This is a genomic window from Bacillus cereus group sp. Bce019, assembly GCF_051781745.1.
GTDB classification, from domain to species: Bacteria; Bacillota; Bacilli; order Bacillales; family Bacillaceae_G; genus Bacillus_A; species Bacillus_A cereus.
Genome location: NZ_JBPWJX010000004.1, coordinates 316,810 through 342,188, shown reverse-complemented (window position 1 = coordinate 342,188; position 25,379 = coordinate 316,810). Strand labels below are relative to the sequence as shown.

Below are 25,379 nucleotides of genomic sequence, written 5' to 3'. Positions count from 1 at the left end.
TTGTTCAATTCCAATCTTCCTACATCTGTATTCGCAAGCGCTGCTGCTTTTTTTACAATTGCGAACGCTCTAATTAAGCCTTCATGGATTTTGTATCCTGTGATTGGGAAGTTTTCAACTGCACGCATTGTTTGTACGCCGTAGTATGCATAGTTTGGTACTTCTTTTTCACCTAAAAAATCTTTTTCAATTCGAACACCATTTTTAACTTCAGTTAATGTTGCCATGATTATTCACTCCTTAACGATTTCTTATGCTGCTTTTGTTTCTTTGACTGTTTCTACATATTGTTTTGCTTTCTCATTATCGAATTCGCCTTCCCACTTCGACATAACAATGGCCGCTAATGCATTTCCTAATACATTGACAGATGAGCGAATCATATCTAAAATGCGGTCAATTCCCGCAATTAACGCGATACCTTCTAGTGGTAGCCCCATCGAACCTAACGTTGCTAATACAACAACGAACGATGCACCTGGAACTCCCGCCATACCTTTGGATGTTAACATGAGAACGAATAATAACGTTATTTGCTCCGTTAGTGACATGTGCACACCGTACATTTGTGCAACAAACAATGCCGCTAACGCTTGATAAATAGCCGATCCAGTCAAGTTAAATGTATAACCTGTCGGAATTACGAAAGAGGCAACTGCCTTTGGACAACCGAACTCTTCCATTTTTCTCATTATATTAGGTAAAACAGCTTCTGAACTTGCTGTCGTAAACGAAAGAATCAATTCTTCTTTTAAAATTTTCATTAATGTAAAAATGTTTACTCCAACCATTCGTGCATTAATACCTAATACAATCACAACGAATAGTATAACAGTTACGTATACAGCTAGCACTAGTTTTCCTAGCGGAAGTAATGTCGCTACACCAAATTTTGCAACCGTAACGGCAATTAATGCGAATACACCAAATGGTGCAAATTTCATAACTTGATTTGTAACCCAAAACATGGCTTCGAGTACGCCTTCAAAAAAGTTAAAAACAGGCTTTCCTTTTTCTCCAATTGCCGCAACTCCTAAGCCGAACAATACTGAGAAGAATATAATCGGTAATAGGTCACCTTGTACAATCGATTCAAATACGTTTTTCGGTACAATGTGAACAATTGTCTCAGCAAAACCTTTCTTCTCTGTTGCATCTGCAGTTTGTTTATAAGAAGAAATATCACTTTGCTGTAAATTACTCATATCAACACCAGTACCTGGTTGGAATATATTCGCTGCAAGTAATCCCATTAAAATAGCAATCGTCGTAATAATTTCGAAATAAAGAATTGTCTTACCACCCAGTTTCCCAAGCTTCTTCATATCTCCTACACCAGCTACTGCAACAATTAATGCTGAAATAACAATTGGTACTACAATCATCTTAATTAAGTGAATAAATATATCCCCAATTGGTGTGATATAAGAAATCGCCGTTTTATTGCCATAAAAGACTGCCCCTACTACAATCCCTAAAACAAGCGCGACAAAAATTTGTGTTGCCAATCCGAATTTTTTCATTTATGTTCATCCCCCTCATGCGAACGCTTTCAATTTGAATTTATAAAAGCTACTCACACATCTTATAAGCGAACCTACAAAATCATACAAAAACCTACAAGTTCGTCACAAAAAATTCAAATATTTTTCTTCTTTTTTTCATTGACACCATTTTGTTAAAAAACGATAAAATAAACTTGATAAGTAATCAGATTGTTTCGTATAATCAAAAAGATATATACTTAAAACAAATCAAAATGAAAAGGAGTGGATATTATGAAAAACTATACAAAGCAATTCGTCCTATCTTCTTCTTTTCTTTTTCATTTTCTTAAAAAGGAACAAAGGCATTCGCCTTTGTTCCTTTTTTTATCCTTTTCGGCAAGAAGACTCCCTCCGATTTGTGTTACGGGTGAAACTCAACAATTCAGGTGGAGATGAATTGCCGTCAGAAGGTAGGCTGAACTCTTTTGTTTCGCTCATAATAATTTTTTGAGTGCGAATGTTTGTTTTTTTGTCTTACGATATAATCTGCGTAGATAAGGAGAGGAGGGAATAGATTGTAAGACAACGAAATTGGATAATGCTTATCATTCAGCTACTTGAGTCAAAAGGAATTACGATGAAGAACATGTTCGCATGTTGTTTCATTTCGTTCCAAATATGGATTTGTTAAAAAATTTTTAATGAGTCCTCTAAGAAAGACGGTGAAAACAATGGCCAGAAAGAAAGCAGTGAAAGTATTACGTAAACAAAAGAAAAGAGAAATCATACAACGATTCACTCAAAAACAAAATATTGGGCGAACTTGCTTGACTGCTAAAGAATTCCGCTTACTGCAACGCATGTCACATAGTTCAAAAGCATTGCGAAATGTTGGATTGTACACGATTAAACAAAGTTACTTGAATCATAATAAAATGGCTACTATAAGAGAAGTGGATACTGCCATGCAAGCCGATATGAATTACTGGGGCATTCAATCAAATTCGGTTCAAGCGATTCGTAGAGCCTTGTTTACAGAAGTGAAGAGCTTTTTTAAAGCGTTGGAACAGTGGAAGAAAAAAACTGAGCAGTTCACAGGGCGTCCTAAGTTTCCGAATTATTCTCGTTCCACTGACAAACGAATTATTGAAATCTATCAAGTGCCAAAAGTGGATGAGAACGGGTATTGGATGATTCCGATGAATGTTGCATTCAGAAAAAAATTCGGTTCTATTAAAATACGTATGCCAAAAAACTTAAGAAATAAAAACATCTCCTACATTGAGATTGTACCAAAGCAAAAAGGTCGGTTCTTTGAGGTGCATTATACATATGAAATGCACGTTTCTCAAATGAAGAAACCACCTACGACCACTAGTAACGCTTTGAGTTGCGATTTAGGTGTAGACAGATTGTTAAGTTGCGTAACCAATACAGGTGATGCCTTCTTAATGGATGGGAAAAAACTAAAATCCATAAATCAATACTTCAACAAAATGATATGTAATCTAGGGCAGAAAAATATGGACAATGGAATTTCAAAACGTATTGTAACGAATAAAATGGCCGCACTTTGGCATAAACGAGAAAGACAAATAAACGGTTATATTGCACAAACAGTAGGTCTGTTGTTCAAAAAAGTGAAAGAATTCGATATAGATACGATTGTTGTAGGGTATAACGCTGGTTGGAAACAAAACTCTCATATGGGGAAAAAGAATAATCAAAAGTTTGTTCAAATCCCATTTCAGAAATTGATTGCAGCGATTGAGAATAAATGTGTAAAAGAAGGCATTCGCTTTTTCAAACAAGAAGAAAGCTATACTTCAAAAGCTAGTTTTCTTGATAAGGATCCGGTTCCAGTTTGGTCTAAGGATGATAAGACGCAATATCGCTTTAGCGGCAAACGAATTACGCGTGGTCTGTATCAAAGTAAAGCAGGAACATGTATCCATGCCGATATTAATGGTGCGCTGAATACATTGAAAAAGTCAGGAGTTGTAGAATTGGATGGCAATCTCAAAGTGAAAACGCCGATTCTATTAGAAGTGCAAAAACGTAAGGCTATTGCTTTGTGCATAGCTTAGTGGGTGCGTCAACCATCCATGTGTACGCGACTTGTCGGGGCTTGTAGCACACGCCGGATTCATCTGAGTGGTGGCTTCTTCCATAAGGGAGAACTGCTCTTTTTCGAAAGGGTGATGCAAGTGGGAAAACAATCGTTCGTTGTCAGTACCAACCAAAAACAGACTCGGGGTGTTACCATAAGGTAGCATGAATGCTAGAGCGTCAAACTGTCTAGCGATAGACGAAAAGACCTAGTGTTCGAACTCAAGCCCCACTGAAAGGCTTTATCTCAGTGGGGGGAGTTGACTGCGATCTATATAGGGGGAATTGTTATGAGACCATATAAACGTGTCTTAATTAAATTAAGCGGCGGTGCACTTGCCGATCAAACCGGAAATAGCTTTAACTCCAAACGATTAGAACATATCGCAAACGAAATTTTATCCATCGTTGATTTAGGTATTGAGGTATCTATCGTCATTGGAGGCGGGAACATTTTTAGAGGTCATCTAGCGGAAGAATGGGGAATCGATCGTGTAGAAGCTGACAATATCGGGACGTTAGGTACAATCATTAACAGCTTAATGCTACGCGGCGTTTTAACAAGTAAAACAAATAAAGAAGTGCGCGTTATGACTTCCATCCCGTTTAATGCTGTAGCTGAACCATACATTCGCCTACGTGCAGTCCACCATTTAGATAACGGGTATATCGTTATTTTTGGAGGTGGTAACGGGCAACCATTCGTTACGACAGATTATCCAAGTGTTCAAAGGGCCATTGAAATGAATAGTGACGCAATATTAGTCGCAAAACAAGGAGTAGATGGCGTCTTTACTAGTGATCCAAAACATAATAAAGCAGCAAAAATGTACAGCAAACTAAACTATAATGATGTCGTTAGACAAAATATACAAGTCATGGATCAAGCGGCATTACTGCTTGCCCGGGACTACAATTTACCAGCACACGTCTTTAACTTTGATGAGCCTGGTGTCATGAAGAAAATATGTTTAGGCGAACATGTGGGGACGTTGATTAATGGTGATGTTACGATGCTGGTGCATGAAAAATAATGATTTCCCACCAAAAAAGGGTGCCTTTTGTAGGCACCCTTTCCTAATTCATCATCACAAATAGAAGTCAACCAATCCCGCCACTTTCTCCTTACAACCCTCCCAAAAAGATAACTTCTCAAAAAACTCTTTCGTCATTTCTTTCGAATCATGAAAATCCTCTGCTAACGTCTTATTAACTTGTCCTACAATAGGACCACCATAAATATAAAAATTCATTTCATCATTTATATTGAAGCTACGCGAAGTAAAGTTTGTTGTACCAATAACGGTTAATTCATTATCAATAAGCATTAATTTACCATGGAACATTCCTTTTTTATAACCATATACAGTAATCCCATTATTAACAGCTTGACGTATGTATGGATACGCCGCTTCTTTTATAAGAGGTAGATCTGGTTTATATGACCAAAGTATTTTTACTGTAACACCACGCTTTTGTGCTGCGATTAAAGCATTCATGGATTCTTTATTTTTCGCTATAAAATACGGCGTTGCAATTACAATGGAGTGCTGAGCTTGTTTTATAAGATCTATATATTTTTCAGCGACGTGATGCCCATTATAACTAACCATAGTATGTAATGTATTCCCTTTACTAGCTTTATTCGTACTTCTCTTTATATCTTCTTTCGTATCTCGTTTCCAATCCAAAGCAAATTGTTCCTCTAAATCTTTTGCACCTTCTCCTTTTATCCGTACATGATAGTCTCTCCAGTACCCAAAGTGTTTATCTTTCCCTAAGTACTCATCCCCTATATTAAAACCACCTGTATAACCAATCTCTCCATCAATCGTTGTAATGCGGCGATGATTACGATGATGAAGGGAATAAAACCCGAATGGTAATTCCTGTTTTCTACTATATGTAAAATGCACACCATTTTTCTGTAATTCTTTTTTCATCTTTCTTTCAAATGATAAATCGTTAAGTAAATCGACAGATAAATATACGTTTACTCCTTCTCTTGCCTTTTCTTTTAATAAGTTTAAAAAAGTATGACTGCTTTTATCATCCGATAAAATAAAAAAATAAGTGTAAATAGATTGTTTCGCTTCTTTTATATCAGTAAATAACCGTTTATAAAATGACTTTCCTTCTACATATAATTGAAAATCACTATAATGAGGTGCATACTCTGTTGGCATGTTTTTCCCAGTTTCCATTTTCCTACCTAAAGTAACATCAATATGCATACAAATTAAAATAAAAGCGAAAATAGCAATAATAATAGAAGTAATTCGTAATATTTTTTTAATCATTTTGATTTCCTTTCGCTCATTTTTCTTTCCATCCTTCTATTTTGGCATTCAAATCCAGATTTCATGCTTCATACAAAAAAGGATGTGACTTAACGTCACACCCTTTTCATATTAAACAAAGTTTCTCGCATCATTATTTCTTCCAAACTTATAAATAGCAATTAAGAAGAATGCTACCGCAAAGGCGAATAAGATTAAAATGTTTACATACAACTCTGAAAATGGAATTCCTTGCTGTAGTTTTGCTATCGTGTCTAGCAACCAACGCTGCGGAAGGAAATCAGCTACTTTTTGTACCGCTTTTGGCATAATGTCATATGGAAAATAACATCCGGCAAGTAAACAAGTTGGTACAATGACCAGATTTTGCATCGTATTTGCCGATGCTGAGTTTTTCGAAAAAGCGACAAGGACTAACGATATTCCAATCGCTATTAAAGCAAATAGCATGAGTACGCCAATCATCACTATGAAAGGCATATTGATATTCGTATGAAAAACATTCGTTAGGAATAGGATTGTAATTAGAATTTGTACTGTTAGCATCATCATATTTACTCCGACATTAGATAATATAAATCTCTTCCCATCTATCGGTGTTGATAAGAGTCTAAAGTACGTTCTATTTTCTTTTTCTTTTAAAATAGAACCTGATAAGTTCGCTGCTGAAAACAGCATAAACATAATAAGGTAACCCATCGTTTGATTTGTCATATCTTTATTTTTCGAAGTATCTTCTAGCGTTGCAGTTTTCATCTTAAATGCACTTTTTTGATAGCCTGCGTACATAGTATCAAATGTACTTTGATCTGTTCCTGCTACTTTACTAATAGCTACTACATTATCAATATAGTTATATAAATATGATTTTATAAATGCTGTTACTTGATCACCTTTAATCGATGCAATTTCAATATGATCTGGTTTCCCTTCTCGAACACTTTTTGAAAAACCAGAATGTAATGTAATAACTCCATCAAGTTTTTTGGAAGTGAGTTTATCTTCTACTTCCGACTCCTTAACCTTACTCACTTTCACATGATTTAATCCTTCTAAAAACTTTATCGTATCATTTGCTATCGGCTCATTTTCCTTATTTACAATCCCGATATTTAACGTGCCTTGCCCCGCATTTCCGTATATCGAAAAAGAGATGAGTGTTCCGATTATCGGTAAACTAATAATAATGAATAACCCTTTTTTATTTTTCAAAAGGACAGATAGCGTTTTTTGTATGAGCCATAAAATATCTTTCATACTATAGCCCCTCCCGTCTACGTAATGCAATAATTGCAATTAATAAAAAGAGTGCTGAAATCCCAAGATTTAAACATATTACTGGCAGTACCGCTCCTACATCGTTTGCATAAATAATTTTCATGACAGCTGTGTTTGCCCACGTTAATGGTGATAAGTTCGTAATGAAATTTTCTTCTACTACGAAGTATGCACCACCAAAAATAGAAGCTAACTGTATAACAACAAGAATAATTGCTCTCGATGATTCAGCTGTTTTCGTAATATACCCGATCCCTAAACCAAAGCTAATTGCTAGAAAGACTTGTGTTAATAAAATAATAAATATGATTCCAAGGTGGTCGCCCCAATTCGCTTGAAATACAAATTTACTAAATAACATGACAAGTAATACACAAAGGGCGTTTGCTACTAGGCTACCAAGTACTTTTCCAATAAATATTTCAGCTTTACTTATAGGTGCAGCAATGAGACGATCTCCTGTTTTACGTATGCGTTCTCCTCGAATTAAAGAACTCGCTCCCATTGCAGCATATAATGCAATCATCGTTGTCATTACAACCGCATAGTAATCCATGGAACCTGGTTTTTTCGTAGCTTGTAAAGATGTTTCTTTTATATAATCATTATGATTTCCGTTTGAAATAACCGTACTAACCTTAGTAGGATCTACTTTTGCAACTTCGACCGCTACATTGTACTTATCAACAAATGTTGTAAGCATTCCTTCCACAATACTTCCCTCAATACTACTTTTGTCACTCCCATAAAATTTTGCACCATCTTTATTTAACTCTACATAAGCGGCATATTTATTTTGCTTCACTTCTTCTTTCCCATCTATACTGCCGGAAGCTTTTTTAAAATGAATACCTGATTTATCCACTTCTTTCGTAAATGCTTCAAATGATTGAGAAAACGTGCTACTCGCTTCATCTTTATATAGCACTTGTATATCTTTAATCGAATGACTATCACTATTAAATGCGTTGGTTAACGCTGTTCCTAACACAAGCATAAGCACAATCGGAAATGCTAACATAAAAACTAAAGTTCTTACATCTCTGAAATCTCTTTTAATATGCATAATTGCAATATTGAAGATGTTCAATTGATGAACCTCCCTTTACCTTTTCTTCATTTACTTTTTATTTATCTCGTAAGTTTCTTCCCGTCAATGTAAGGAATACTGTTTCTAAGTTGGGAGCCTGCTCCTCTAATGAACGAATTTCAATATCATGATTGATACAGTGTTGAATGATTTTATTTAAATTATTTAATCCCGCATCAGAATTCACTTTAATTACGTTTTCTTCAATTTGAACTGCTTTCACACCGTTTATCTCTTTTAATTTTTCTACATCTAAATTCTCTACCGATTTCACTTCAATCCAAATATCTTTCGTGTCAGTAATAATTGCTTTTAACTGTTCTTTCGTACCTTCTGCAATTACTTTACCGTGATCTACTATCGCTATTTTCGTACAAATCTCTTCTACCTCTTCCATGTAGTGACTCGTATAAATAATTGTACTTCCCATTTCATTTAATTTGCGTACTGACTGCAAAATGTAGTTTCTTGACTGTGGATCAATTCCAACTGTCGGCTCATCCATAATAATTAACTTCGGTCTATGAGCAATTGCACAAGCGATATTCAGTCTTCGCTTCATCCCACCAGAAAAGTTCTTCGGATAGCTTTTCTGTTTATCACTAAGTCCTACAAATTGAAGAGCTTCCTCTACCCTAGCTTTTAATTCGGCTCCTCGTAATCCGTACAATCCAGCAAAGAATTTCACATTTTCATAGGCAGTTAACTCTTCATAAATCGCAATATCTTGCGGAACAATACCGATATTCATTTTCGCAAATCGATTATGTTTCTTTATATTTTTTCCTAGTATGCTAATTTCACCTTCATTACTTCTTAACAACCCAGCGATCATATTTATCGTTGTACTTTTACCAGCACCATTTGATCCTAAAAAGCCAAATATTTCTCCTTCTTTAATAGATAAAGACATATTATCAACTGCGATGAAATCACCAAATTTTTTCGTTAAATTTTTAATTTCTAATGTATTCATCATTTTCACCCCTATTTCGGTTTCTCTGCTTTTAGTATAAACAAAAAGAATGAACCTGCTCAGTGCAGAAGTTCATTCTTTTCACATGAGAATATTCACTTTTTTCATATGAGATGGTTCATCCTCGTACCATTCTCTTTATATTGGCAACAACATCGTTACTGAAAAACCACTTGTTCCATCTACAATAATTTTTCCGTTTACAGACGCCGTTCGCTCCTCCATCCCCATAATACCGAGACCTTTTTTAACAAGAGCCACCCCTTTTCCGTTATCCTTCACTTGCACCTTAACCATCTTGTTAAGCACATGAATATCTATAGAAATAACTGTCGCATCAGCATATTTCATTGCATTTGTTAGTGCTTCTGTAACATTCTCACCGATAATTTTCCACTGAATGGGAGAAATCATATCTAAGTTCCCTTTGTACACAAAAGGAATATTCATATCATTCTTACCGGCAAATTCCTCTATGAATAATTTCATACGATGAATACCAATTTGCTCAGTTGGTGGCTTCATATTTTTTAATGTAATGCGAATACTTTCAATTCCATCTTTTGAAATGTGAATTGCATTTTGTAATAACTCCGCAGATTTTTCTTTATCTATTTCCATTAACCTCTTTGCTGCTTCCATTTGAATTAGCGCCCCTGTCATTGAGTGGCCAATTTTATCATGAATTTCTTGTGACAACCGATTTCTCTCTTCTAATTTAAATGTGTACTCTGATTGCTTTATGTACTCTTTATTTTCATGTAAGCTTTTCGTCAGCCGCTGCATATCTTTTCGCATCTTATCATTTTGCGATTCAAGCTTTACTACACGCGATATATATCGCTCTGCAATAGTTAAAACGAGAAAAGAAAATGCAACAATTAATCCATAAGTCATTCGAATACTTTCATCTGCAATCGTAATTGGGAGCATCATAACGACAAAACGTGGCCAATTCTTTTCTATATAATGGAATGTAATTTCGTATAAGTTCAAAGGTAAAAGCAAAATAAAAAATGGATGAATCCTCCATGTAAAGAACATAACTACGCCAATTGACAGAGAAGTTAATATGTTTTTGTACGTATCTTTTTTAAATATAGAAATCAGCACGTTTACAGAGAGGTAAATAAGTAAAGTAAATATAACCCAAGGTAAATTTACTACATTTGCGTAAATATAACTAAACACAATATATAAAAAGACAATTAATTTACTTACAGTTAGCCAAAATTCCATATCACTACTCTACTTTCCCTGTTAAATAATAAATCGCAATTTGTGTACGATGTTCAAGTCCAGTTTTCCCTAAAACTGACGTAATATAATTTGCAATCGTTCCTTCTGATATGAAAAGTTGTTTTGAAATTTCTTTATTCGAGAAACCTTTCGCAATTAACGCGATAATACTAAGTTCTCTTTCTGTAAAAAGACTTGTATCTATTTTACATTCGTCCTCTTTGCTTTCCATTAAGTTGCACTTAATTTTATTAAGCACTACATCTTGCATAACAGTTTGTCCGTTATATACCCCTTTTATCGCATCACGAATACGCTCTGGATCATTATTTTTTAATAAATAACCTTTCGCTCCGTTTTTTACTGCATCCAAAATATATTCGTCATCATCGAACGTCGTTAAAATTAGCGGTTTCGTTTTCGTCTCTTCACAAATGAATTTCGTCGCGTCTACCCCATTCATGTTTGGCATACGAACATCTAAAAGAGCGATATCAACGTCGTTCTTTTGGCAATAGTCCACTGCTTCTTTCCCATCATTTACTGTATCTACCACTTCGAACTCTTCATATGTATTTAAAATAATTTTCATGCCTTCTCTAATAAAAGAATTATCATCTGCTATTAATATTTTTATTTTCATGCTTGTTAGTATGGACCTTCCCCTACTAACATTCACATCCTTTCTTCCCGTAACATTTCCTACTTGCTCATTATATACTCCTTTTTACCATTTTTTCACACCTTTTTTTCATATAGCCTCCTTTCTAAAAATATATTATTCTTTTTTTACAACATGTGTAGGGTGACTTATCATTCTTTACGTCTATATAATAGAATGCGTCAAAAAGGAGGGAGAGACCGATTGAGGAAAAACTATTAATTGAAAAAGCACAGCAAGGAAGCGAACATGCTTTTCGTGTCCTTGTGCAAACATATCGTCACTATATTTTCCAAGTTATCTTTTCTATTTTAAGACATGAAGAAGATGCGAAAGATGTTACACAAGAAGTATTCGTAAAAATTCACGCCTCTCTCCCAAATTATCAATTTCGTGGATTAAAAACATGGATGACTCGTATTGCCACCAATCACGCTATTGATTATAAGAGAAAGAAAGCTAGAGAAAACGAAGAACTCTCCTTATGTAAAGAAACTGAGGAAAATATACAGTCCTCTCATAATATTGAGGCTTTATTATTGACGAAAGAGCAAAAATTACTCATTGCTCAAAAACTGAGAGAACTTCCCGAAAATTATCGTGACGTTGTTCTCTCACATTACTTAGAAGAAAAAAGCTATCAAGAAATTGCTTTACAGGAAAATATTGAAGTGAAAACAGTCGAAATGAAACTGTATCGGGCAAGAAAATGGATTAAAAAACATTGGAAGGAGGAAGAGTTTCTATGACACATTATTCAAAAGAAGATTGGCGCAATTATACTCTAGATTTTATAGAAAGCAATGAACGTGAATCTATGGAAGAACACCTTTATGAATGTGATCATTGTTTAGCACTTTATATGGAAAGTATCGATGAACAACAGGAAAACCTTCCAATGATAAATGATGATTCATTTATGAACGAAGTTATAACGCAAATTGATTTTGAAACGCTACAGCCTAACGAAAATATAAAAACAAACTCACTAAAGCGCACCATTATTCACTACATAATTGCGACTGCGGCTACAATTATTTTTATGGTAAGTGGTTTATTCCAATATATTTTTACAGCGACATCAAATTTCGAGAAATCTTCAAAACATAACGAGTCTTCTATCTCACAACAAATTGTAAACAAATCGGTAGACACACCAAAAAAGGACGGAGGTTCAAAGCATGAATAAAAACCCCTTTTTAGCACTTGTATTAGGGCTAATTCCTGGGCTTGGACATTTATACTTAAAAAAGCTAGGACGGTTTATTTTATATAGCGGAGGATCTTTATTTCTATTCTCCTTTGCAGTATTTTGTACCATAGTAGTAAGAGAACGTGATATTGCTTTTCTTTCTCTATTTTTACTAGCCGTTCTATGGGCAATTAACTTACTAGATTTAGTTATCACCATTATAAAACAAACGAAAAAACAAGAAGCTGGAGAATTGATAAATTCCTCTAAAGAGAGCGAACGATTTTATATCATTCTCCTATCTATCATCCCTGGACTTGGCCATTTCCAATTAGGACTTATGCAACGCGGTCTTACGTTTTTAGTCGCTTGCGCTGGCTTAGGCAGCATGATTATATTTGTGACTTTATTAACATCTCAAGGAAGTTTCCTTATCTTCCTTATTACGTTACCTGTTTTATGGATTTATAATTTCTTTGACGTTGTTCAGCAACTACAGAAAAAAGAACGCGACGAGCAATTAATTGACCGTACTATTTTCGAAGATTTTGAAGAACATCAAGAGCAGGGAAAGAAAAGTAAAACATTTGCTTCTATTTTAGCGATGTTCCCTGGAGCAGGTCATATGTATTTAGGCTTACAACGCCGTGGTCTTCAGCTTATGGCAGCCTTCTTACTATCTATTTATTTACTCGACTTATTAAGACTTTCTGCATTTTTGTTTTTAGTACCAATCATTTGGTTCTATAGCTTTTTTGATGCGTTACAGCAAACAGCAAAATACGGAAAAGAACGAGTTCAAGACGAACCCATTATCGATTATTTTATAAATCATCAAAGATGGATCGGTATCGGATTAATTACACTCGGTGGTTATTATTTATTAAATCAAACAGTCCTTCCTATTTTGAATGATTATTTTGCAACTATATTTAATATTCATCTTAGTGAACTATATTATCGCTATTTCCAAACATCTATCGTTGCGCTCCTTTTAATTGGCGGCGGCTTTAAATTGTTACTTGGAAATAAAGAAAACAAAGGTGGGACAAGCGAATGAGGACTTGGCGTGTTGGAACATTCTCAATGGGGCTTTCTATTATATCGTTAGGATGCTTTTTACTATTTTCAGTCATAAAAGGAATTCAAGTATTAGATACACTAACTGCATGGTGGCCAGTTTTACTTATCATACTTGGAGCCGAAGTTTTACTATACCTTCTATTTTCTAAGAAGGAACAATCATTTATTAAATATGATATTTTTAGTATTTTCTTTATCGGCGTTTTAGGAAGCGTCGGAATTGCTTTTTACTGTTTATTATCAACTGGATTACTAGAAGAAGTTCGTCACTCTATTAACACAACGAGGCAAACGAGTAATATTCCAGACGGACAATTTGATATACCTGAATCTATCAAAAAAATCGTAGTAGATGCAGGACATCAACCTCTAACGATAGAGGGAAATAATACAAATCAAATTCATCTTTTGGGAACTTATGAAATGACAACGAAAGCAAATGAAAAACTCAATTTAAAACGAGATGATTTCCTTTCAGTTCAAACGGCTGGAGAAACGATGTATATCACTTTAAAATCATTACCTGTTCAGCATACGTTATTTAATTCAGCACCACAGGTGAAACCAACGCTTGTTCTTCCACAAAATAAAAATGTGGAAATCCGTGCTTCAAATAACGAACTATCTCTTTATCCAGGTCAATTACAAAATAATTGGTTTGTACAGGAAAGCTCAAGAGTGTCTGTCCATCTTGCAAAAGAAAGTGATGTATCTTTAACAGCAGTAACGAATCAAAAAGAAACACATGGAAGCTCACCTTGGGAACAAGTAGAAGATTTAACGAAAAACGAAAATACTTCTTCAGAAGAACATCCAGAATTAAACAACCAAGAACATTGGTATAAAAATTCGATTAAAACTGGAAATGGGACGTACAAGTTAAATATTGAGAAAGCTTATAATTTGAATATGAGTGTTATTGAAAAATAAAAAAACCTTCCGCAATTGCGGAAGGTTTTTCTCATATAATTGCTTTAATTCCTTCTAACACTAATCCAATCATAAATCCGCAAACAGCCCCGTTTACTCGAATCCACTGTAAATCTTTACCGACGTTATTTTCAATCATTTCGATTAACGTTTTATCATCTAACTTATCAAGGTTTTCTTGTACAAGCTTACCAATTTTCGAATGGTTCTTCTCAACAAGACTTACAACTTGTTTTTGTAACCAATCTTCTATTTTTTGAACTGTCTGTTCATCTTCTTTTATTTTATTCATTTGTTTTTGTAAAAATGGAATAACATATTTATCAGCAAATTCTTCATTATTTACAAAAGCAACTGCTCTTTGTTGTACTTGCTCTAGCATCTCTTTTATTTTGTCAGTAGCATTCCAATTCGCAATCCACTTTTCTTTCCAATTTTCTAATTCCTTTAATAAGGCTTCATTTTCTTTTACATTGATAATTTCTTGACGAATCTTCGCTAATATAAGTTGTCTTGTGCTATTATCAGCCTCTTGTAAGCTGTTAATATTACTAATGATAAACTTCTGCAAAATGCCGCCAATTTTATCTTCATCTACAATATTCATAAATGATTTCAAAGTAAACTGCAAGAATCCATCTACTTTTATATTTTCCATTGCCTTCATACCTAAGCTACCGAGCTGGTAACGAGCTTCATCTTGCGCTGTCCAATCTTTTACCTTCACTAATATGTAATCAAGTGTCTTTTCATCATATTCTTGCACAACTAATTGATCAACAAGCACTTGTAAAATGTTACTTGTATTAATTGTATGCAAATATGTTTTTAATTCTTTTTCAATAATAACAGCTAACTTTTCTGTATCTATTGTAACAATTGCTTTCTCTGCAATCGTTACAATCCCCTTTTTCACAGCATCAGACTGCATTTCTCTCTCAGCAATTTGCAGTACCATTTGTGCTAACTGCATCTCTTTTACTTTATTCGTAATACTTTCTTTCGTCAGCCATTCATTTTCTAACGTATGAATGAGCCCTTTCGTTACTCGTTTACGATTTTTAGGTAACAAAGCTGTATGCGGAATTGGTATTCCCATCGGATGACGGAATAAAGCAGTAACCGCAAACCAATCCGCAAGTCCACCAACCAATCCAGCTTCAAATCCCCCTTGTATAATCTCTCCTGCTACCGTTCCTTGAAAAGGGATAGAAGCCGCAAAGCCGACACCCATAACCCCAAGCGAAATACCCGCTATATATTTAGTCTGTAATGACATCGTATACACATCCTCTTATTATGTAAAATAAAGCTTTTTTGTTGTATTTATTCAATATTAGTTATCCTTTATATATACTATAAAGAACTATTGTGAAAATAACAAAGATTTTTATGTACATGAAAAAATGAGGCTACAACTAGCCTCATTTTTCTTATATCGTTAATTCCAAACCTTTCCTATAATATTCATCCATTATATCTTTTGGAACCATACTTCCACCCGTTCCCCACACAATATGAGTACCTTTTTTCACCTTCTCTGTTAACTGTTGCTTTTGTAAATACTCATCTTCTTTACATACTTTCACTGGCCCTATCATACCTGCTAGTGCAGAAGGCTCTAAATCAATATTCTCAGTATCAGCTAGTTCTTTTAACAATCTATATAACTCTTCATCACTTACTGTGTAATTCCCACTCAAAAATGGTTCCATCGTTTTACCGACAAATCCAGATGGCCTTCCTACCGCAAGTCCATCCGCATCTGTTACATTATCAATTCCGATATCTTGAACGGAAATTTTGTCATGAAGGCCTGTCATTAAGCCGAGTAACATACAAGGAGAATGTGTTGGCTCTGCAAAGAAACAATGAACATTATCTTTATACAATAACTTTAAACCGAATGCTACTCCGCCAGGTCCTCCTCCTACTCCGCACGGAAGGTAAACAAATAAAGGATGATCTTCATCTACTACAACCTCTAACTCTTCTAATTGCTTTTGTAATCGTGATGCGGCTACTGCGTATCCTAAAAATAAATCATGTGAGTTTTCATCGTCTACAAAATAACAGCTAGGATCCGCATCCGCTTGTCTTCTTCCTTCTTCTACTGCTTTGCTATAATCATCTTCATATTCAATAACGTTTACACCTTTACTTCTTAATAAATCTTTCTTCCATTTTTTTGCGTCTGCTGACATATGAACAGTTACATTAAAACCTAGATTCGCACTCATAATCCCTATGCTAAGTCCTAAATTCCCTGTAGAACCTACTGCAATTGAATATTTCGAGAAAAACTCTCTACATGTATCACTATCTAAAACGGAATAATTATCTTCTTCTGTTACCATTCCGTGCTGCAATGCTAGTTGCTCAGCATGTTTCAACACTTCATAAATGCCACCCCTAGCTTTAATTGATCCTGATATTGGAAGATGACTATCACATTTTAATAATAATTCTCCTAAAATAGGTTGCTCATATTTTCTCTCTAAAGCTTCTTTCATAGAAGGTATTTTCACTAAAGGTGATTCGATTATGCCGTTCGCCCCTTTCGTTTCAGGAAAAACTTTCGCAATATATGGTGCAAAACGCTTTAATCTCTCTTCCGCATCTTTTACATTCTCTTCATTAAGTGGTGAATCTTTTATTGCCGTTTCATACTTTTCTATGTTTGGGTTTATCCAAAATACTTCTTCTGTTGCAATAAGCTTATTCACTAATGGATATTCTGCTTGTAATGCCCCTATTTCTTTCATTTTGTTTCCTCCTTATATCCTTGTAGCTCACCATACAATAAATTATAATTAAATTAATTTTAATATAGTTTAACACAAATAATCCCATTAAGTTAATTTTAATTTAATTTATTTAAATATAATTTAATAATTATTAAGGAGATTTTCATTATGGAAAATATAGATATTGGTAAAAAAATTGAAAAACAAAGAAAAGAAAAAGGTTTAACTAGTAAAGAACTAGCAAAGATGGCCGATATTACACCATCAATGTTAAGTCAAATTGAGCGCGGGTCCGCTAACCCTTCTATCCAAACATTAAAAGTGCTTGCTAAAGCTCTTGATGTGCCAACATTTAGCTTTTTACTTGAAGATACAAATACAGACGATTTAATTGTACGTTCCCATAAACGAAAGAAAATGATTATTGATAATTTATCATATGAAATGCTTTCACCTGATTTCACTGGAAATTTAGCAACAGCAATTATGACCGTCCCGCCTAATACAGCTTCATCAGAAAATGTGCTAGAACATAAAGGAGAAGAATTAGCATTTGTCTTAGATGGGAAAATCACATTATATTTAAATGAGGAAGAATACGTATTAGAAACTGGCGACAGTGTAAAGATACCTGCTTATTTAAAGCATAAATGGGTGAATCATTTTGAAAAAAACGCGATAGTCTTATTTTCTGTTACTCCGCCGATTTTTTAATATATAAATAAAAACAGGTTACTTCTTATGAACTACACCTCCAATTGTTAGACACAGTCTAACAATTGGAGGTGTAGTTTTTTTATGACTAAATTTACTTCAGAAAACAAAATGAATGCAGCAATACATTATCAAGATGGAAGTGAGAGTATAAAAGATATTGCGAAATCATTGAGAACGAATCACGAAGTGGTTCGAATATGTATAAAACAATTTGAATATCATGGAATCCGAGCATTTGAAAAAGACTATACAACGTATTTTGTACAGTATAAACTAGGCGTACTAAATTATATGTTCGAAAATGGGACGTCTCCAAACGAAACGGCAGTTATTTTTAATATTTCTTCATCTGGACTTATTAGAAAATGGCGTATTCAGCTACGTCAAAAAGGAGTAGACGCCCTTAAATCTAAGAAAAAGGGGCGTCAATCTATGACTAAGGACAATCAAAAATCAATTAAGAAACAAACACAAACAGAAGAGTCAGTAGAAGCATTACAAGCTGAATTGGAGCGTTTGCGTATGGAGAATGCTTATTTAAAAAAGTTCAACGAATTGTGAAAAAGTTAGGTTTAAAGAGCCTAGTTCGTATGAAAAAATATCGCTCTTATAAAGGGAAAGTAGGGAAGATTACGCCAAATATTTTAGAACGTAACTTTAAGGCTAAAAAGCCAAACGAAAAATGAGTTACAGACATAACAGAATTTAAATTATGCGGCGAGAAGCTCTACTTATCACCGATGTTAGATCTATTTAATTGAGAGATAATCGCTTATACAATTGATTCAAGACCAACCTATTCACTTGTATCAAAGATGTTACGATAATGCGATTATTGAAAGTTTCTTTGGTATTATGAAATCTGAATTTCTTTATCTAAAAGATTTTGAAAGCATAGAACATTTTAAATAAGAATTTGAAAAATATATCGATTATTATAATCACAAACGAATTAAGGCAAAATTAAAAGGCATGAGCCCGGTACAATATCGAACTCATGCCCTAAAAGCTGCCTAATGAAACGACTTGTCAAACTTTCTGGGATCAGTTCAACTTTTAACGAACCCATACCATAGTTTAGTATTAATGTTACTAGCTAACTCAATAGTCCCTTTACTATAAAAGCACCTAGATGCCTTCATATGATTATCTTCATCATAATATTTTATGACTAATTTACCATTATATTTTTGGAAGTATTCATATAAAGTTTCCTTGGTGTAATATTCATTCCTAGATATTATGAGTTTTTCTAGCTCTTCTTCAGGAATATTTAGATGTATGCTTTTAAGATTTGGAAATGATGGTCATATTCTATATTTTTAAATCATTACTAATTTCCAATCCTGTTTCAAATACATTCAATACTTTGTCTTCCCTCCCCAATTTTGCAAGTTCGCAAGCCAAAATTAAAATGCTCTATAATTGTTAGGGGACTCGGCAATTACTTCAGATATATGACGAATTGCTAATTCTGATAAATTCTAACTGTTGTATAAGAATCTTAAATTATGACAACCGATAAGGCAAGCATGATTCTCTTCATTTTTCTTAAATATATCCAAAGCAGAAACTAAGCGCTCTTCAGCTAATTCATAATCGTTACGCTTCCAAAAGATACCTTTCGCCTTATCTACTTATTGTAGAGCTACTACATATTGTTGATTGTGACCGTAAAACATATCCATTTTACAGTAGAATTATGCGTATTTTAACTCACATGTATTTTTATGTAATTATCTCTTCCTAAGCCATACCACTAGTACTCAAAAATTCTTTTCTCTTAACTTTGATATCCCCTTATTTACCGGACATTTTACTTTCACTTCCCAGTGTCCATGTACTGTAACTCTTACCTGAGGATTAAACATTTTGATTTCATCTACACTAAAGATAATGCTTTTCTCCTCAAAATTTTTTTCCTTAGTGTTTACTTTCCCTATGACTTCATTCTGCCAAAACACTTCTAATGAAGCCTCACTTTTAGGATCTCCCAAGTATTTATATACAACTTCAACTTCCCCTGTACGTTCAATTAGTTGAAAAAAACACTTTTTCATATCTATGGGACTATTAAGAACAATATTAGTCCCACAGGTATACGGCTTAAATATTGAGCCATCAAGTTCTGTAAGACAATTGACCTTATGATACCAATTTCCTATATAATCATTCTTAATGACTATCTTATTTGGGTTATACCTGGGATCATAATAAAATATTATATCATGTGGACTATTAAAAACTACTCCATGCACGCGTGTATGAGTTTGCCCTATTGGTGTAGTAAGATCGTTAATCCAAAACACTTTAAATACAGAATCTACCCGCCTGCTTTGGTAGGTATTGATAATGATATAACCTGATTTATTTAAAGGTAATTCATGATAAATTTCTGGAACCGACGTATATAATCTTTCACCACATCCATAGGGTTTTGCAACAGTTCCATCTCCGTCATCAATAATGAATATACCCCCTTCTACCTCTAAATCCATTAAATCAGTCTCCATTGCACAAAAAAATGTACCATCTTCAAAAAAGAACATTACATGATAGAGTTTTTCTACTTCATAATGCCCTGTAAATCCTTTTACAAACTCTCCATCATATTTCAATTCCTTAGTAGGTGGATATATTATACCTTTTAGACCTTTATATGCCCCTTCTTTAACCAGTGCTATTTTCCCAATATTAGGATCTCGGGGATCTAATTTTGGTCTAGGAGCATTAATAGTACTAATACTATTACGCGTATTTTCACTTATAACAAAATCAGACAATCTTTTATCCTCCCACAACATGTAGTTCTATTGATTCATCATTTAATACAGTGCGGTCCACAGCAATAACCATCCCCTCACCAACTTCAATCATAATGGATTTTTCAGTGATGTCTTTTAAACCACCAATATATGCATTTTCTTTACATGTAAGCATAATAGCTTTTCCAATTTGATCTCCTAATCCACAAATCGGATGAGATTTCCAATTACTCTTCATATCATCACCTCTAAACTATTCAAGTTGTAATACCCGCTTTATAATCGCTCTTTATAATCAAACCCAAACTACGCAAGAATATAAACAATTAAAGCTTTCCATTATTAAAAAACTGCGTGTTTATTGGATTTTATTTAATAGTATTATAGGTAAATTGAATTATTTTTTATCTGAATGTAGAATTATTTTTTATTTCCTTAAAATTCCCCCTCAACTTTTTCAGCATATAAAACGATACTTATAATAGAAAGAGGTGTTTTAATTGTATAAAACGATACCAAATTCAAAAGAAAGAGAATTTATATACAATAGCTCATACAACAAAGGGCATATAAGCACTCCTAGCATGATAGCTCACTGTATTGGCCTAAGTACTCACGCAAAATTGGTGTATTCTAACATTTTGAATTACATTTATAAAAAAGGAGAATTTGCATTCCCAAGTATTTATAGATTGTCTATATCTTGTTCCTGCTCAATAAATACAATTATTCGTTATATTAATGAATTAGTTGAAAAAGGATTTATAAAAAAAGAGGTCCCAGGTCGTGGAAAAAGTAATCGATACTACATAATAGAATGTGATAAAATTCCACTCCTAAAAGTATCAGAAATGATATGGGAAGTAATAGATACACTTGCAAAAAAATATGGTTGGAAGGATATTATGAAATGCAAGAATTCAATATTGTCTTTTCTTAATCAAAATAAATATTCATTACATCATATGGAGATTCAGCAAAATACAATAAATCACTTAAATGCTTTATTCCTTCATGTTTTAGAAAGAAAAGAATTAAATATTGAAGTATTGACTAGTAATTTTATATTTAAAAATCAATCTATTATATAACAGTTTTGAAATTATAAAATCATATAAATAATTTATAGGATAATAGGTGGTGTGAATATTGAATGAACCTTATGTTACTTGTACACAATGTGTCGTTAGAGATTGGTGCCAACGTAGAAATGGTACTACTCCCCTGCCACAGGATTATACAATAAATCCTGAGTGTAGCGGTTATATCTTACTTAATCAAGCTTTAAAGCTTTCTCAAATTCCTTTAGAATATCAAAATGCAAATAAAAAAAATTTCTTAATAGACACGGATAACAGAATGTACAAAGACTACATTATAGATACTTTTAATTCAATAGAGGAAATCGTTAAGAATGGAAATAATCTTGCTTTTATACATCCACAAAAAGGAACTGGTAAATCATATACTGCTATAGCCTTTGCAATGGAATATATATTTAAATCAGTAATGAATCCTTATTTATTTAATTTTGAGTCTCCGCTTGTACTCTATATTAAGTATGGTTCATGGGCAAATGATCTACGGCAAATTTATCAATTAAATGATGAAGATTTCACACAAAGAGTTTTACAACAAGTAAAACTCATGAAGACGGTTCCCCTACTAATACTTGATGATATAGGAAATGGGAGATTTACAAATTATATTAAGGATTTTACTTATGATGTAATTGATTTTCGTAAAGAAAACAAAAAATCAACATTTTTCACTTCTAATCTTACACTCCAACAATTAGAACAAGAGAATTGTCTTGGGGATATTATTACATCTCGTATGTTATTTAATACTGTTGTATATCAATTAGGAGGTCGTGATAGAAGACAAGAAAAAAGTTATATTCTGAAGCCAATTATATAAAGATCTCGTCATGTAACGGGGTCTTTCTAGAATGCATTTAACAATAATATGATAAATATGTAAAAATAGTATTACAATTAATATATTTCCATAGTATACTAATTTACATGATTAAATTTTCAGCTTATGAATTGAGTAGAAATACATTAAATCCTTATATATAAATATATGTAAAACAAAAGAAGTTAATCAGAACATAATAAAGCAGCAATATCTGTTTTGGATAGTAAGATGCTTTATTCCATTAGGTTTCTGGTTTAATCTTCTATTCTTTTACGCCCCAAAAACGAACATAAGTTCTTTTATTTTTCACTAAAAATAGAACATACGTTTTATTTTAAATCACAAAAGAACATAAGTTCTAATTTTTCACCCTAAAAACGAACATAAGTTCCGCGTTTTGTTATTAAAAAAATCGCAACTATTTCCATTATCACATCGATTATTATGTCGAGATTAGATGAAAAGGAGTCTATATTATGCCATCCATTGAAGAATTACAACTATTAAACCATATATTAGAAAATAGAGATTGGTCTTCAATTGATAAAAATGGCCTTGATGAAGAACATTTTCCTATACATAAAGATATTTTTAATTACATTAAAAATTTTAAAAAATTACAAAAACAACTTCCAACAATAGAAACCGTAATGAATATATTTGAAGAATTTGAAATGGTCGAATTAGAAAAAACAGAATTTGTAGTAGATGCTCTTAAAGAAGATTGGTTACATAGAAAATTCAAGCCCTTTCTTCAAAAAGCAGCAAACCTTGTCGCTGAAAAGAAAACTGTAGAAGCTATTTTAGATATTAAATTAAATGCCACGAATATGTTAAAACTTGCGAATATTGACAACAAAGGATACTCATATACTGGAATGGCGGATACACGTAAGAGTAAATACTTATCAATTCATGGTAGAGATGAAAATGAAATTTTAGGAGCGACTACAGGCTTTAAAACATTAGATTTAGTGACTAATGGATTAGTAAGTGATGGGCAAGAAACTGATTATTTTCTTGTTTTCGCACCATCTAATATGGGCAAAACATTAATATCCTCATTTATGTTAATGTCCGCTTGGAATAGTAATATCGAGTGGGATTTCCCTGCCTACTTTGCTTTAGAACAACGTGCCGAAGAAATTGCCCGAAATTGGGATCATGTCCTGGCTGGTGTATCAAATCTAGGCATACAACGTGGTACTATGTCAGCTGAACAAAAAGACCGTTATATCTTCTTTTTAGATCAACTAAGGAAAAAGCAAAAAGATATGGTCATCTATGATATTCAAAAAAATGGTGGTCGCCCCTATACAGTTACTGAAATACAACGCATCCTTGAGTCTGAAGGACATACTCGCTTTGTTTTAGATCAATTATCCAAAGTACGTTTAAATAGCTCCAATAATAATTTTTGGGATTTAAGACAAAGATTATTTGATATATCAGCAGCAGTACGTGAAATGATTTTAGGAACAGGAATTCCAGGTTATGTAGTAGCACAAGCTAACAGAGAGTCTGCTAAAAGAATAAAAAAAAGTCTAAATGATAGCACGATGACTGGTGAAGATATCGGGGAAACTTATGCAATTTTTCAAGATGCTAGCAAAGGTATATCTATTATCAAAATAAATGAAACTACCTTTAAAGTACAGGTTATAAAAAATCGTGGCAATGCTAGTGGTCAAAGTTTCATTGTGCGATATAACTTTGATACCGGACTGATTAGTACCATAAACAATCAGGATGAAAAACAGTTCTTCTAGTCTTAATAATGGAGATGAAAATACATGCAAAAAGCAAAAAATATAGAAATTCTCGAAAATACATCACTTGATATACCAAGTCTAATAGATGATTTGCGTTTTAAGTATCAGTATTCCCTTAGATATCAAAGTAACCATGCAGCATTTTCAAAGAAAAATGATAACGGCAATTATATAATGTGTTGCTGTCCGAATCATGCAGAAACAAGACCATCATTTGGTATTTCTAAAACCCCTCCCTATCACACACACTGTTTCTGTTGTGGATACTTAGGAACCATAGATTGTGTAATTGAAACCGCTTTTGTTTTAGAACAAGGCAACGGATTAAAAGCCCTATTATCAAATTACTATTTTGAAGACAATCGTAAACCTTTAGACATTACAAAAATCTTAGCTACAAGAAAAAAATGTATAAAAGCAAATACGTTATCCGAAGAAACACTCAAAAAATTGGATGAGGAAAAATTTAAAAATCAAGAAATTTACAATGTAGCAATGTCCTATTTAATTAATCAGCGTGGAATAAACATGAAGACTTTAGATACTTACGAAATAAAAATAGATGTCAGAAATAAATGTATCGTATTTCCGCAACGTACTCGAAACGGGGATCTTCGCTTTTTACAAAAACGAAAAATTGGAAGCAATTATAACGGTTCAAAATTTATCAACGAAGGATTACCAAACAAAAAAGATATTTTATTTGGACTTCATTTAATTAATCAATTACGAACATCAGCCAATCGGATTAAAAGAGTTCGTATCGTAGAATCTCCTATAGATGCAATGAGTAACTATCAAGTAGGTATTCCTGCTGTTGCAATTAACGGAAAATTATTATTTAAAAACCAAATACGCGAATTACATCTAGCAGGTATAGAGATAGTTGATCTATTTTTTGACAATGACAAAGCTGGAAAAGATGCAACACAAAAAGCAACAAAACACTTAATACAGGAAGGATTCACGGTCAATCATACGCTTTATCCACCCCAATTCACTGAAGATTCAAAAATCGACTCCAATGACTTACTTAAGATGGGGTTACTAGATAAATTAAATACAAATTCAATTAGTTTACTAAGCAGTAAATTTTAATTCATTCAAATA

General features: G+C 33.4%; 22 protein-coding genes and 2 pseudogenes. 12 read left to right on the top strand and 12 right to left on the bottom strand.

The genetic code is table 11. The features are described 5' to 3' along the window. A pseudogene (locus ACS2QP_RS10005) lies at positions 1-227 on the bottom strand (lyase family protein); the annotation flags it as partial. 24 nt (positions 228-251) lie between these two features. Beyond that, complete coding sequence (locus ACS2QP_RS10000; RefSeq protein ID WP_438882389.1) at positions 252-1,523, bottom strand: cation:dicarboxylate symporter family transporter; 1,272 nt, start codon at positions 1,521-1,523, stop codon at positions 252-254. A 695-nt stretch (positions 1,524-2,218) separates the two neighbouring features. Here ACS2QP_RS10000 and ACS2QP_RS09995 point away from each other — a divergent pair. Both ACS2QP_RS09995 and pyrH read left to right on the top strand, forming a co-directional pair. Continuing rightward, positions 2,219-3,574: an RNA-guided endonuclease TnpB family protein gene (locus tag ACS2QP_RS09995; RefSeq protein ID WP_438882388.1), complete on the top strand. Its 1,356-nt coding sequence runs from the start codon at positions 2,219-2,221 to the stop codon at positions 3,572-3,574. 312 nt (positions 3,575-3,886) lie between these two features. Next, positions 3,887-4,630, top strand: coding sequence for a UMP kinase (gene pyrH / locus ACS2QP_RS09990; RefSeq protein ID WP_001248051.1), 744 nt, complete (start codon positions 3,887-3,889; stop codon positions 4,628-4,630). 54 nt (positions 4,631-4,684) lie between these two features. Here pyrH and ACS2QP_RS09985 read toward each other — a convergent pair whose 3' ends face one another. The 6 genes from ACS2QP_RS09985 to ACS2QP_RS09960 all read right to left on the bottom strand — a co-directional run bounded on the left by ACS2QP_RS09985 (position 4,685) and on the right by ACS2QP_RS09960 (position 11,122). Next, positions 4,685-5,896: a phospholipase D-like domain-containing protein gene (locus ACS2QP_RS09985; protein WP_438882387.1), complete on the bottom strand. Its 1,212-nt coding sequence runs from the start codon at positions 5,894-5,896 to the stop codon at positions 4,685-4,687. Positions 5,897-6,007: 111 nt separating this feature from the next. Then, entirely contained in the window at positions 6,008-7,153 is a 1,146-nt protein-coding gene (locus ACS2QP_RS09980) for an ABC transporter permease (protein WP_153580824.1), read from the bottom strand. A gap of 1 nt (position 7,154) precedes the next feature. Further along, the gene (locus ACS2QP_RS09975; protein WP_153580825.1) at positions 7,155-8,264 is read right to left on the bottom strand and encodes an ABC transporter permease; all 1,110 of its coding nucleotides are present in this window, start codon (positions 8,262-8,264) and stop codon (positions 7,155-7,157) included. A gap of 37 nt (positions 8,265-8,301) precedes the next feature. After that, on the bottom strand, positions 8,302-9,240 hold the full coding sequence (locus ACS2QP_RS09970; protein ID WP_001093818.1) for an ABC transporter ATP-binding protein: 939 nt from the start codon (positions 9,238-9,240) through the stop codon (positions 8,302-8,304). Positions 9,241-9,378: 138 nt separating this feature from the next. Then, positions 9,379-10,479: a sensor histidine kinase gene (locus tag ACS2QP_RS09965; protein ID WP_438882386.1), complete on the bottom strand. Its 1,101-nt coding sequence runs from the start codon at positions 10,477-10,479 to the stop codon at positions 9,379-9,381. 4 nt (positions 10,480-10,483) lie between these two features. Further along, positions 10,484-11,122, bottom strand: coding sequence for a response regulator (locus ACS2QP_RS09960; RefSeq protein WP_438882395.1), 639 nt, complete (start codon positions 11,120-11,122; stop codon positions 10,484-10,486). A 284-nt stretch (positions 11,123-11,406) separates the two neighbouring features. Here ACS2QP_RS09960 and ACS2QP_RS09955 point away from each other — a divergent pair, with 284 nt between their 5' ends. Genes ACS2QP_RS09955 through exsE form a run of 4 tightly spaced genes read left to right on the top strand, consistent with a single transcriptional unit; the run spans position 11,407 to position 14,345 of the window. After that, entirely contained in the window at positions 11,407-11,889 is a 483-nt protein-coding gene (locus ACS2QP_RS09955; RefSeq protein ID WP_017673970.1) for an RNA polymerase sigma factor, read from the top strand. Continuing rightward, positions 11,886-12,329 carry a hypothetical protein gene (locus ACS2QP_RS09950; RefSeq protein WP_438882385.1) on the top strand — a complete coding sequence of 148 codons (444 nt, stop codon included), beginning with the start codon at positions 11,886-11,888 and terminating at the stop codon, positions 12,327-12,329. The genes ACS2QP_RS09955 and ACS2QP_RS09950 overlap by 4 nt, the downstream gene beginning before the upstream one ends. Beyond that, positions 12,322-13,392, top strand: a complete 1,071-nt coding sequence (locus ACS2QP_RS09945) for a hypothetical protein (RefSeq protein ID WP_001039112.1) — start codon at positions 12,322-12,324, stop codon at positions 13,390-13,392. The genes ACS2QP_RS09950 and ACS2QP_RS09945 overlap by 8 nt, the downstream gene beginning before the upstream one ends. Beyond that, the gene (gene exsE / locus ACS2QP_RS09940; protein ID WP_438882384.1) at positions 13,389-14,345 is read left to right on the top strand and encodes an exosporium protein ExsE; all 957 of its coding nucleotides are present in this window, start codon (positions 13,389-13,391) and stop codon (positions 14,343-14,345) included. The genes ACS2QP_RS09945 and exsE overlap by 4 nt, the downstream gene beginning before the upstream one ends. A gap of 31 nt (positions 14,346-14,376) precedes the next feature. On the opposite strand, the gene ACS2QP_RS09935 is transcribed toward exsE, so the two are convergent. Together ACS2QP_RS09935 and ACS2QP_RS09930 are read right to left on the bottom strand one after the other, a co-directional pair. Further along, positions 14,377-15,624 (bottom strand): DUF445 domain-containing protein, encoded by a 1,248-nt coding sequence (locus ACS2QP_RS09935; RefSeq protein ID WP_063536068.1) that lies wholly within the window; start codon positions 15,622-15,624, stop codon positions 14,377-14,379. 154 nt (positions 15,625-15,778) lie between these two features. Beyond that, positions 15,779-17,110, bottom strand: coding sequence for a D-serine ammonia-lyase (locus ACS2QP_RS09930; RefSeq protein ID WP_153580829.1), 1,332 nt, complete (start codon positions 17,108-17,110; stop codon positions 15,779-15,781). Between the two features lie 150 nt (positions 17,111-17,260). On the opposite strand from ACS2QP_RS09930, the gene ACS2QP_RS09925 reads away from it, so the two are divergent. Both ACS2QP_RS09925 and ACS2QP_RS09920 read left to right on the top strand, forming a co-directional pair. Further along, positions 17,261-17,806: a helix-turn-helix domain-containing protein gene (locus ACS2QP_RS09925; protein ID WP_000427637.1), complete on the top strand. Its 546-nt coding sequence runs from the start codon at positions 17,261-17,263 to the stop codon at positions 17,804-17,806. 84 nt (positions 17,807-17,890) lie between these two features. Then, positions 17,891-18,826 (top strand): annotated as a pseudogene (locus ACS2QP_RS09920) (IS3 family transposase). A gap of 749 nt (positions 18,827-19,575) precedes the next feature. Here ACS2QP_RS09920 and ACS2QP_RS09915 read toward each other — a convergent pair. Then, positions 19,576-20,592, bottom strand: coding sequence for a hypothetical protein (locus ACS2QP_RS09915; protein WP_438882383.1), 1,017 nt, complete (start codon positions 20,590-20,592; stop codon positions 19,576-19,578). Positions 20,593-20,596: 4 nt separating this feature from the next. After that, positions 20,597-20,812 (bottom strand): hypothetical protein, encoded by a 216-nt coding sequence (locus ACS2QP_RS09910; RefSeq protein WP_000841663.1) that lies wholly within the window; start codon positions 20,810-20,812, stop codon positions 20,597-20,599. 262 nt (positions 20,813-21,074) lie between these two features. Between ACS2QP_RS09910 and ACS2QP_RS09905 the strand changes: the two genes are divergently transcribed. The 4 genes from ACS2QP_RS09905 to ACS2QP_RS09890 all read left to right on the top strand — a co-directional run bounded on the left by ACS2QP_RS09905 (position 21,075) and on the right by ACS2QP_RS09890 (position 25,367). Further along, entirely contained in the window at positions 21,075-21,665 is a 591-nt protein-coding gene (locus ACS2QP_RS09905; RefSeq protein ID WP_438882382.1) for a helix-turn-helix domain-containing protein, read from the top strand. 58 nt (positions 21,666-21,723) lie between these two features. Continuing rightward, on the top strand, positions 21,724-22,494 hold the full coding sequence (locus ACS2QP_RS09900) for an ATP-binding protein (protein ID WP_438882381.1): 771 nt from the start codon (positions 21,724-21,726) through the stop codon (positions 22,492-22,494). A 479-nt stretch (positions 22,495-22,973) separates the two neighbouring features. Next, on the top strand, positions 22,974-24,266 hold the full coding sequence (locus tag ACS2QP_RS09895) for a DnaB-like helicase C-terminal domain-containing protein (RefSeq protein ID WP_438882380.1): 1,293 nt from the start codon (positions 22,974-22,976) through the stop codon (positions 24,264-24,266). Between the two features lie 24 nt (positions 24,267-24,290). Continuing rightward, entirely contained in the window at positions 24,291-25,367 is a 1,077-nt protein-coding gene (locus tag ACS2QP_RS09890; RefSeq protein WP_438882379.1) for a toprim domain-containing protein, read from the top strand. Positions 25,368-25,379: the final 12 nt, after the last annotated feature.

Bases quoted from the DNA above. Each gene is read 5' to 3' on its own strand.
- ACS2QP_RS10000 (WP_438882389.1), bottom strand. From the start codon at position 1,523: ATGAAAAAATTCGGATTGGCAACACAAATTTTTGTCGCGCTTGTTTTA.
- ACS2QP_RS09995 (WP_438882388.1), top strand. From the start codon at position 2,219: ATGGCCAGAAAGAAAGCAGTGAAAGTATTACGTAAACAAAAGAAAAGA.
- pyrH (WP_001248051.1), top strand. From the start codon at position 3,887: ATGAGACCATATAAACGTGTCTTAATTAAATTAAGCGGCGGTGCACTT.
- ACS2QP_RS09985 (WP_438882387.1), bottom strand. From the start codon at position 5,896: ATGATTAAAAAAATATTACGAATTACTTCTATTATTATTGCTATTTTC.
- ACS2QP_RS09980 (WP_153580824.1), bottom strand. From the start codon at position 7,153: ATGAAAGATATTTTATGGCTCATACAAAAAACGCTATCTGTCCTTTTG.
- ACS2QP_RS09970 (WP_001093818.1), bottom strand. From the start codon at position 9,240: ATGAATACATTAGAAATTAAAAATTTAACGAAAAAATTTGGTGATTTC.
- ACS2QP_RS09965 (WP_438882386.1), bottom strand. From the start codon at position 10,479: ATGGAATTTTGGCTAACTGTAAGTAAATTAATTGTCTTTTTATATATT.
- ACS2QP_RS09960 (WP_438882395.1), bottom strand. From the start codon at position 11,122: ATGAAAATAAAAATATTAATAGCAGATGATAATTCTTTTATTAGAGAA.
- ACS2QP_RS09950 (WP_438882385.1), top strand. From the start codon at position 11,886: ATGACACATTATTCAAAAGAAGATTGGCGCAATTATACTCTAGATTTT.
- ACS2QP_RS09945 (WP_001039112.1), top strand. From the start codon at position 12,322: ATGAATAAAAACCCCTTTTTAGCACTTGTATTAGGGCTAATTCCTGGG.
- exsE (WP_438882384.1), top strand. From the start codon at position 13,389: ATGAGGACTTGGCGTGTTGGAACATTCTCAATGGGGCTTTCTATTATA.
- ACS2QP_RS09935 (WP_063536068.1), bottom strand. From the start codon at position 15,624: ATGTCATTACAGACTAAATATATAGCGGGTATTTCGCTTGGGGTTATG.
- ACS2QP_RS09930 (WP_153580829.1), bottom strand. From the start codon at position 17,110: ATGAAAGAAATAGGGGCATTACAAGCAGAATATCCATTAGTGAATAAG.
- ACS2QP_RS09925 (WP_000427637.1), top strand. From the start codon at position 17,261: ATGGAAAATATAGATATTGGTAAAAAAATTGAAAAACAAAGAAAAGAA.
- ACS2QP_RS09910 (WP_000841663.1), bottom strand. From the start codon at position 20,812: ATGAAGAGTAATTGGAAATCTCATCCGATTTGTGGATTAGGAGATCAA.
- ACS2QP_RS09895 (WP_438882380.1), top strand. From the start codon at position 22,974: ATGCCATCCATTGAAGAATTACAACTATTAAACCATATATTAGAAAAT.
- ACS2QP_RS09890 (WP_438882379.1), top strand. From the start codon at position 24,291: ATGCAAAAAGCAAAAAATATAGAAATTCTCGAAAATACATCACTTGAT.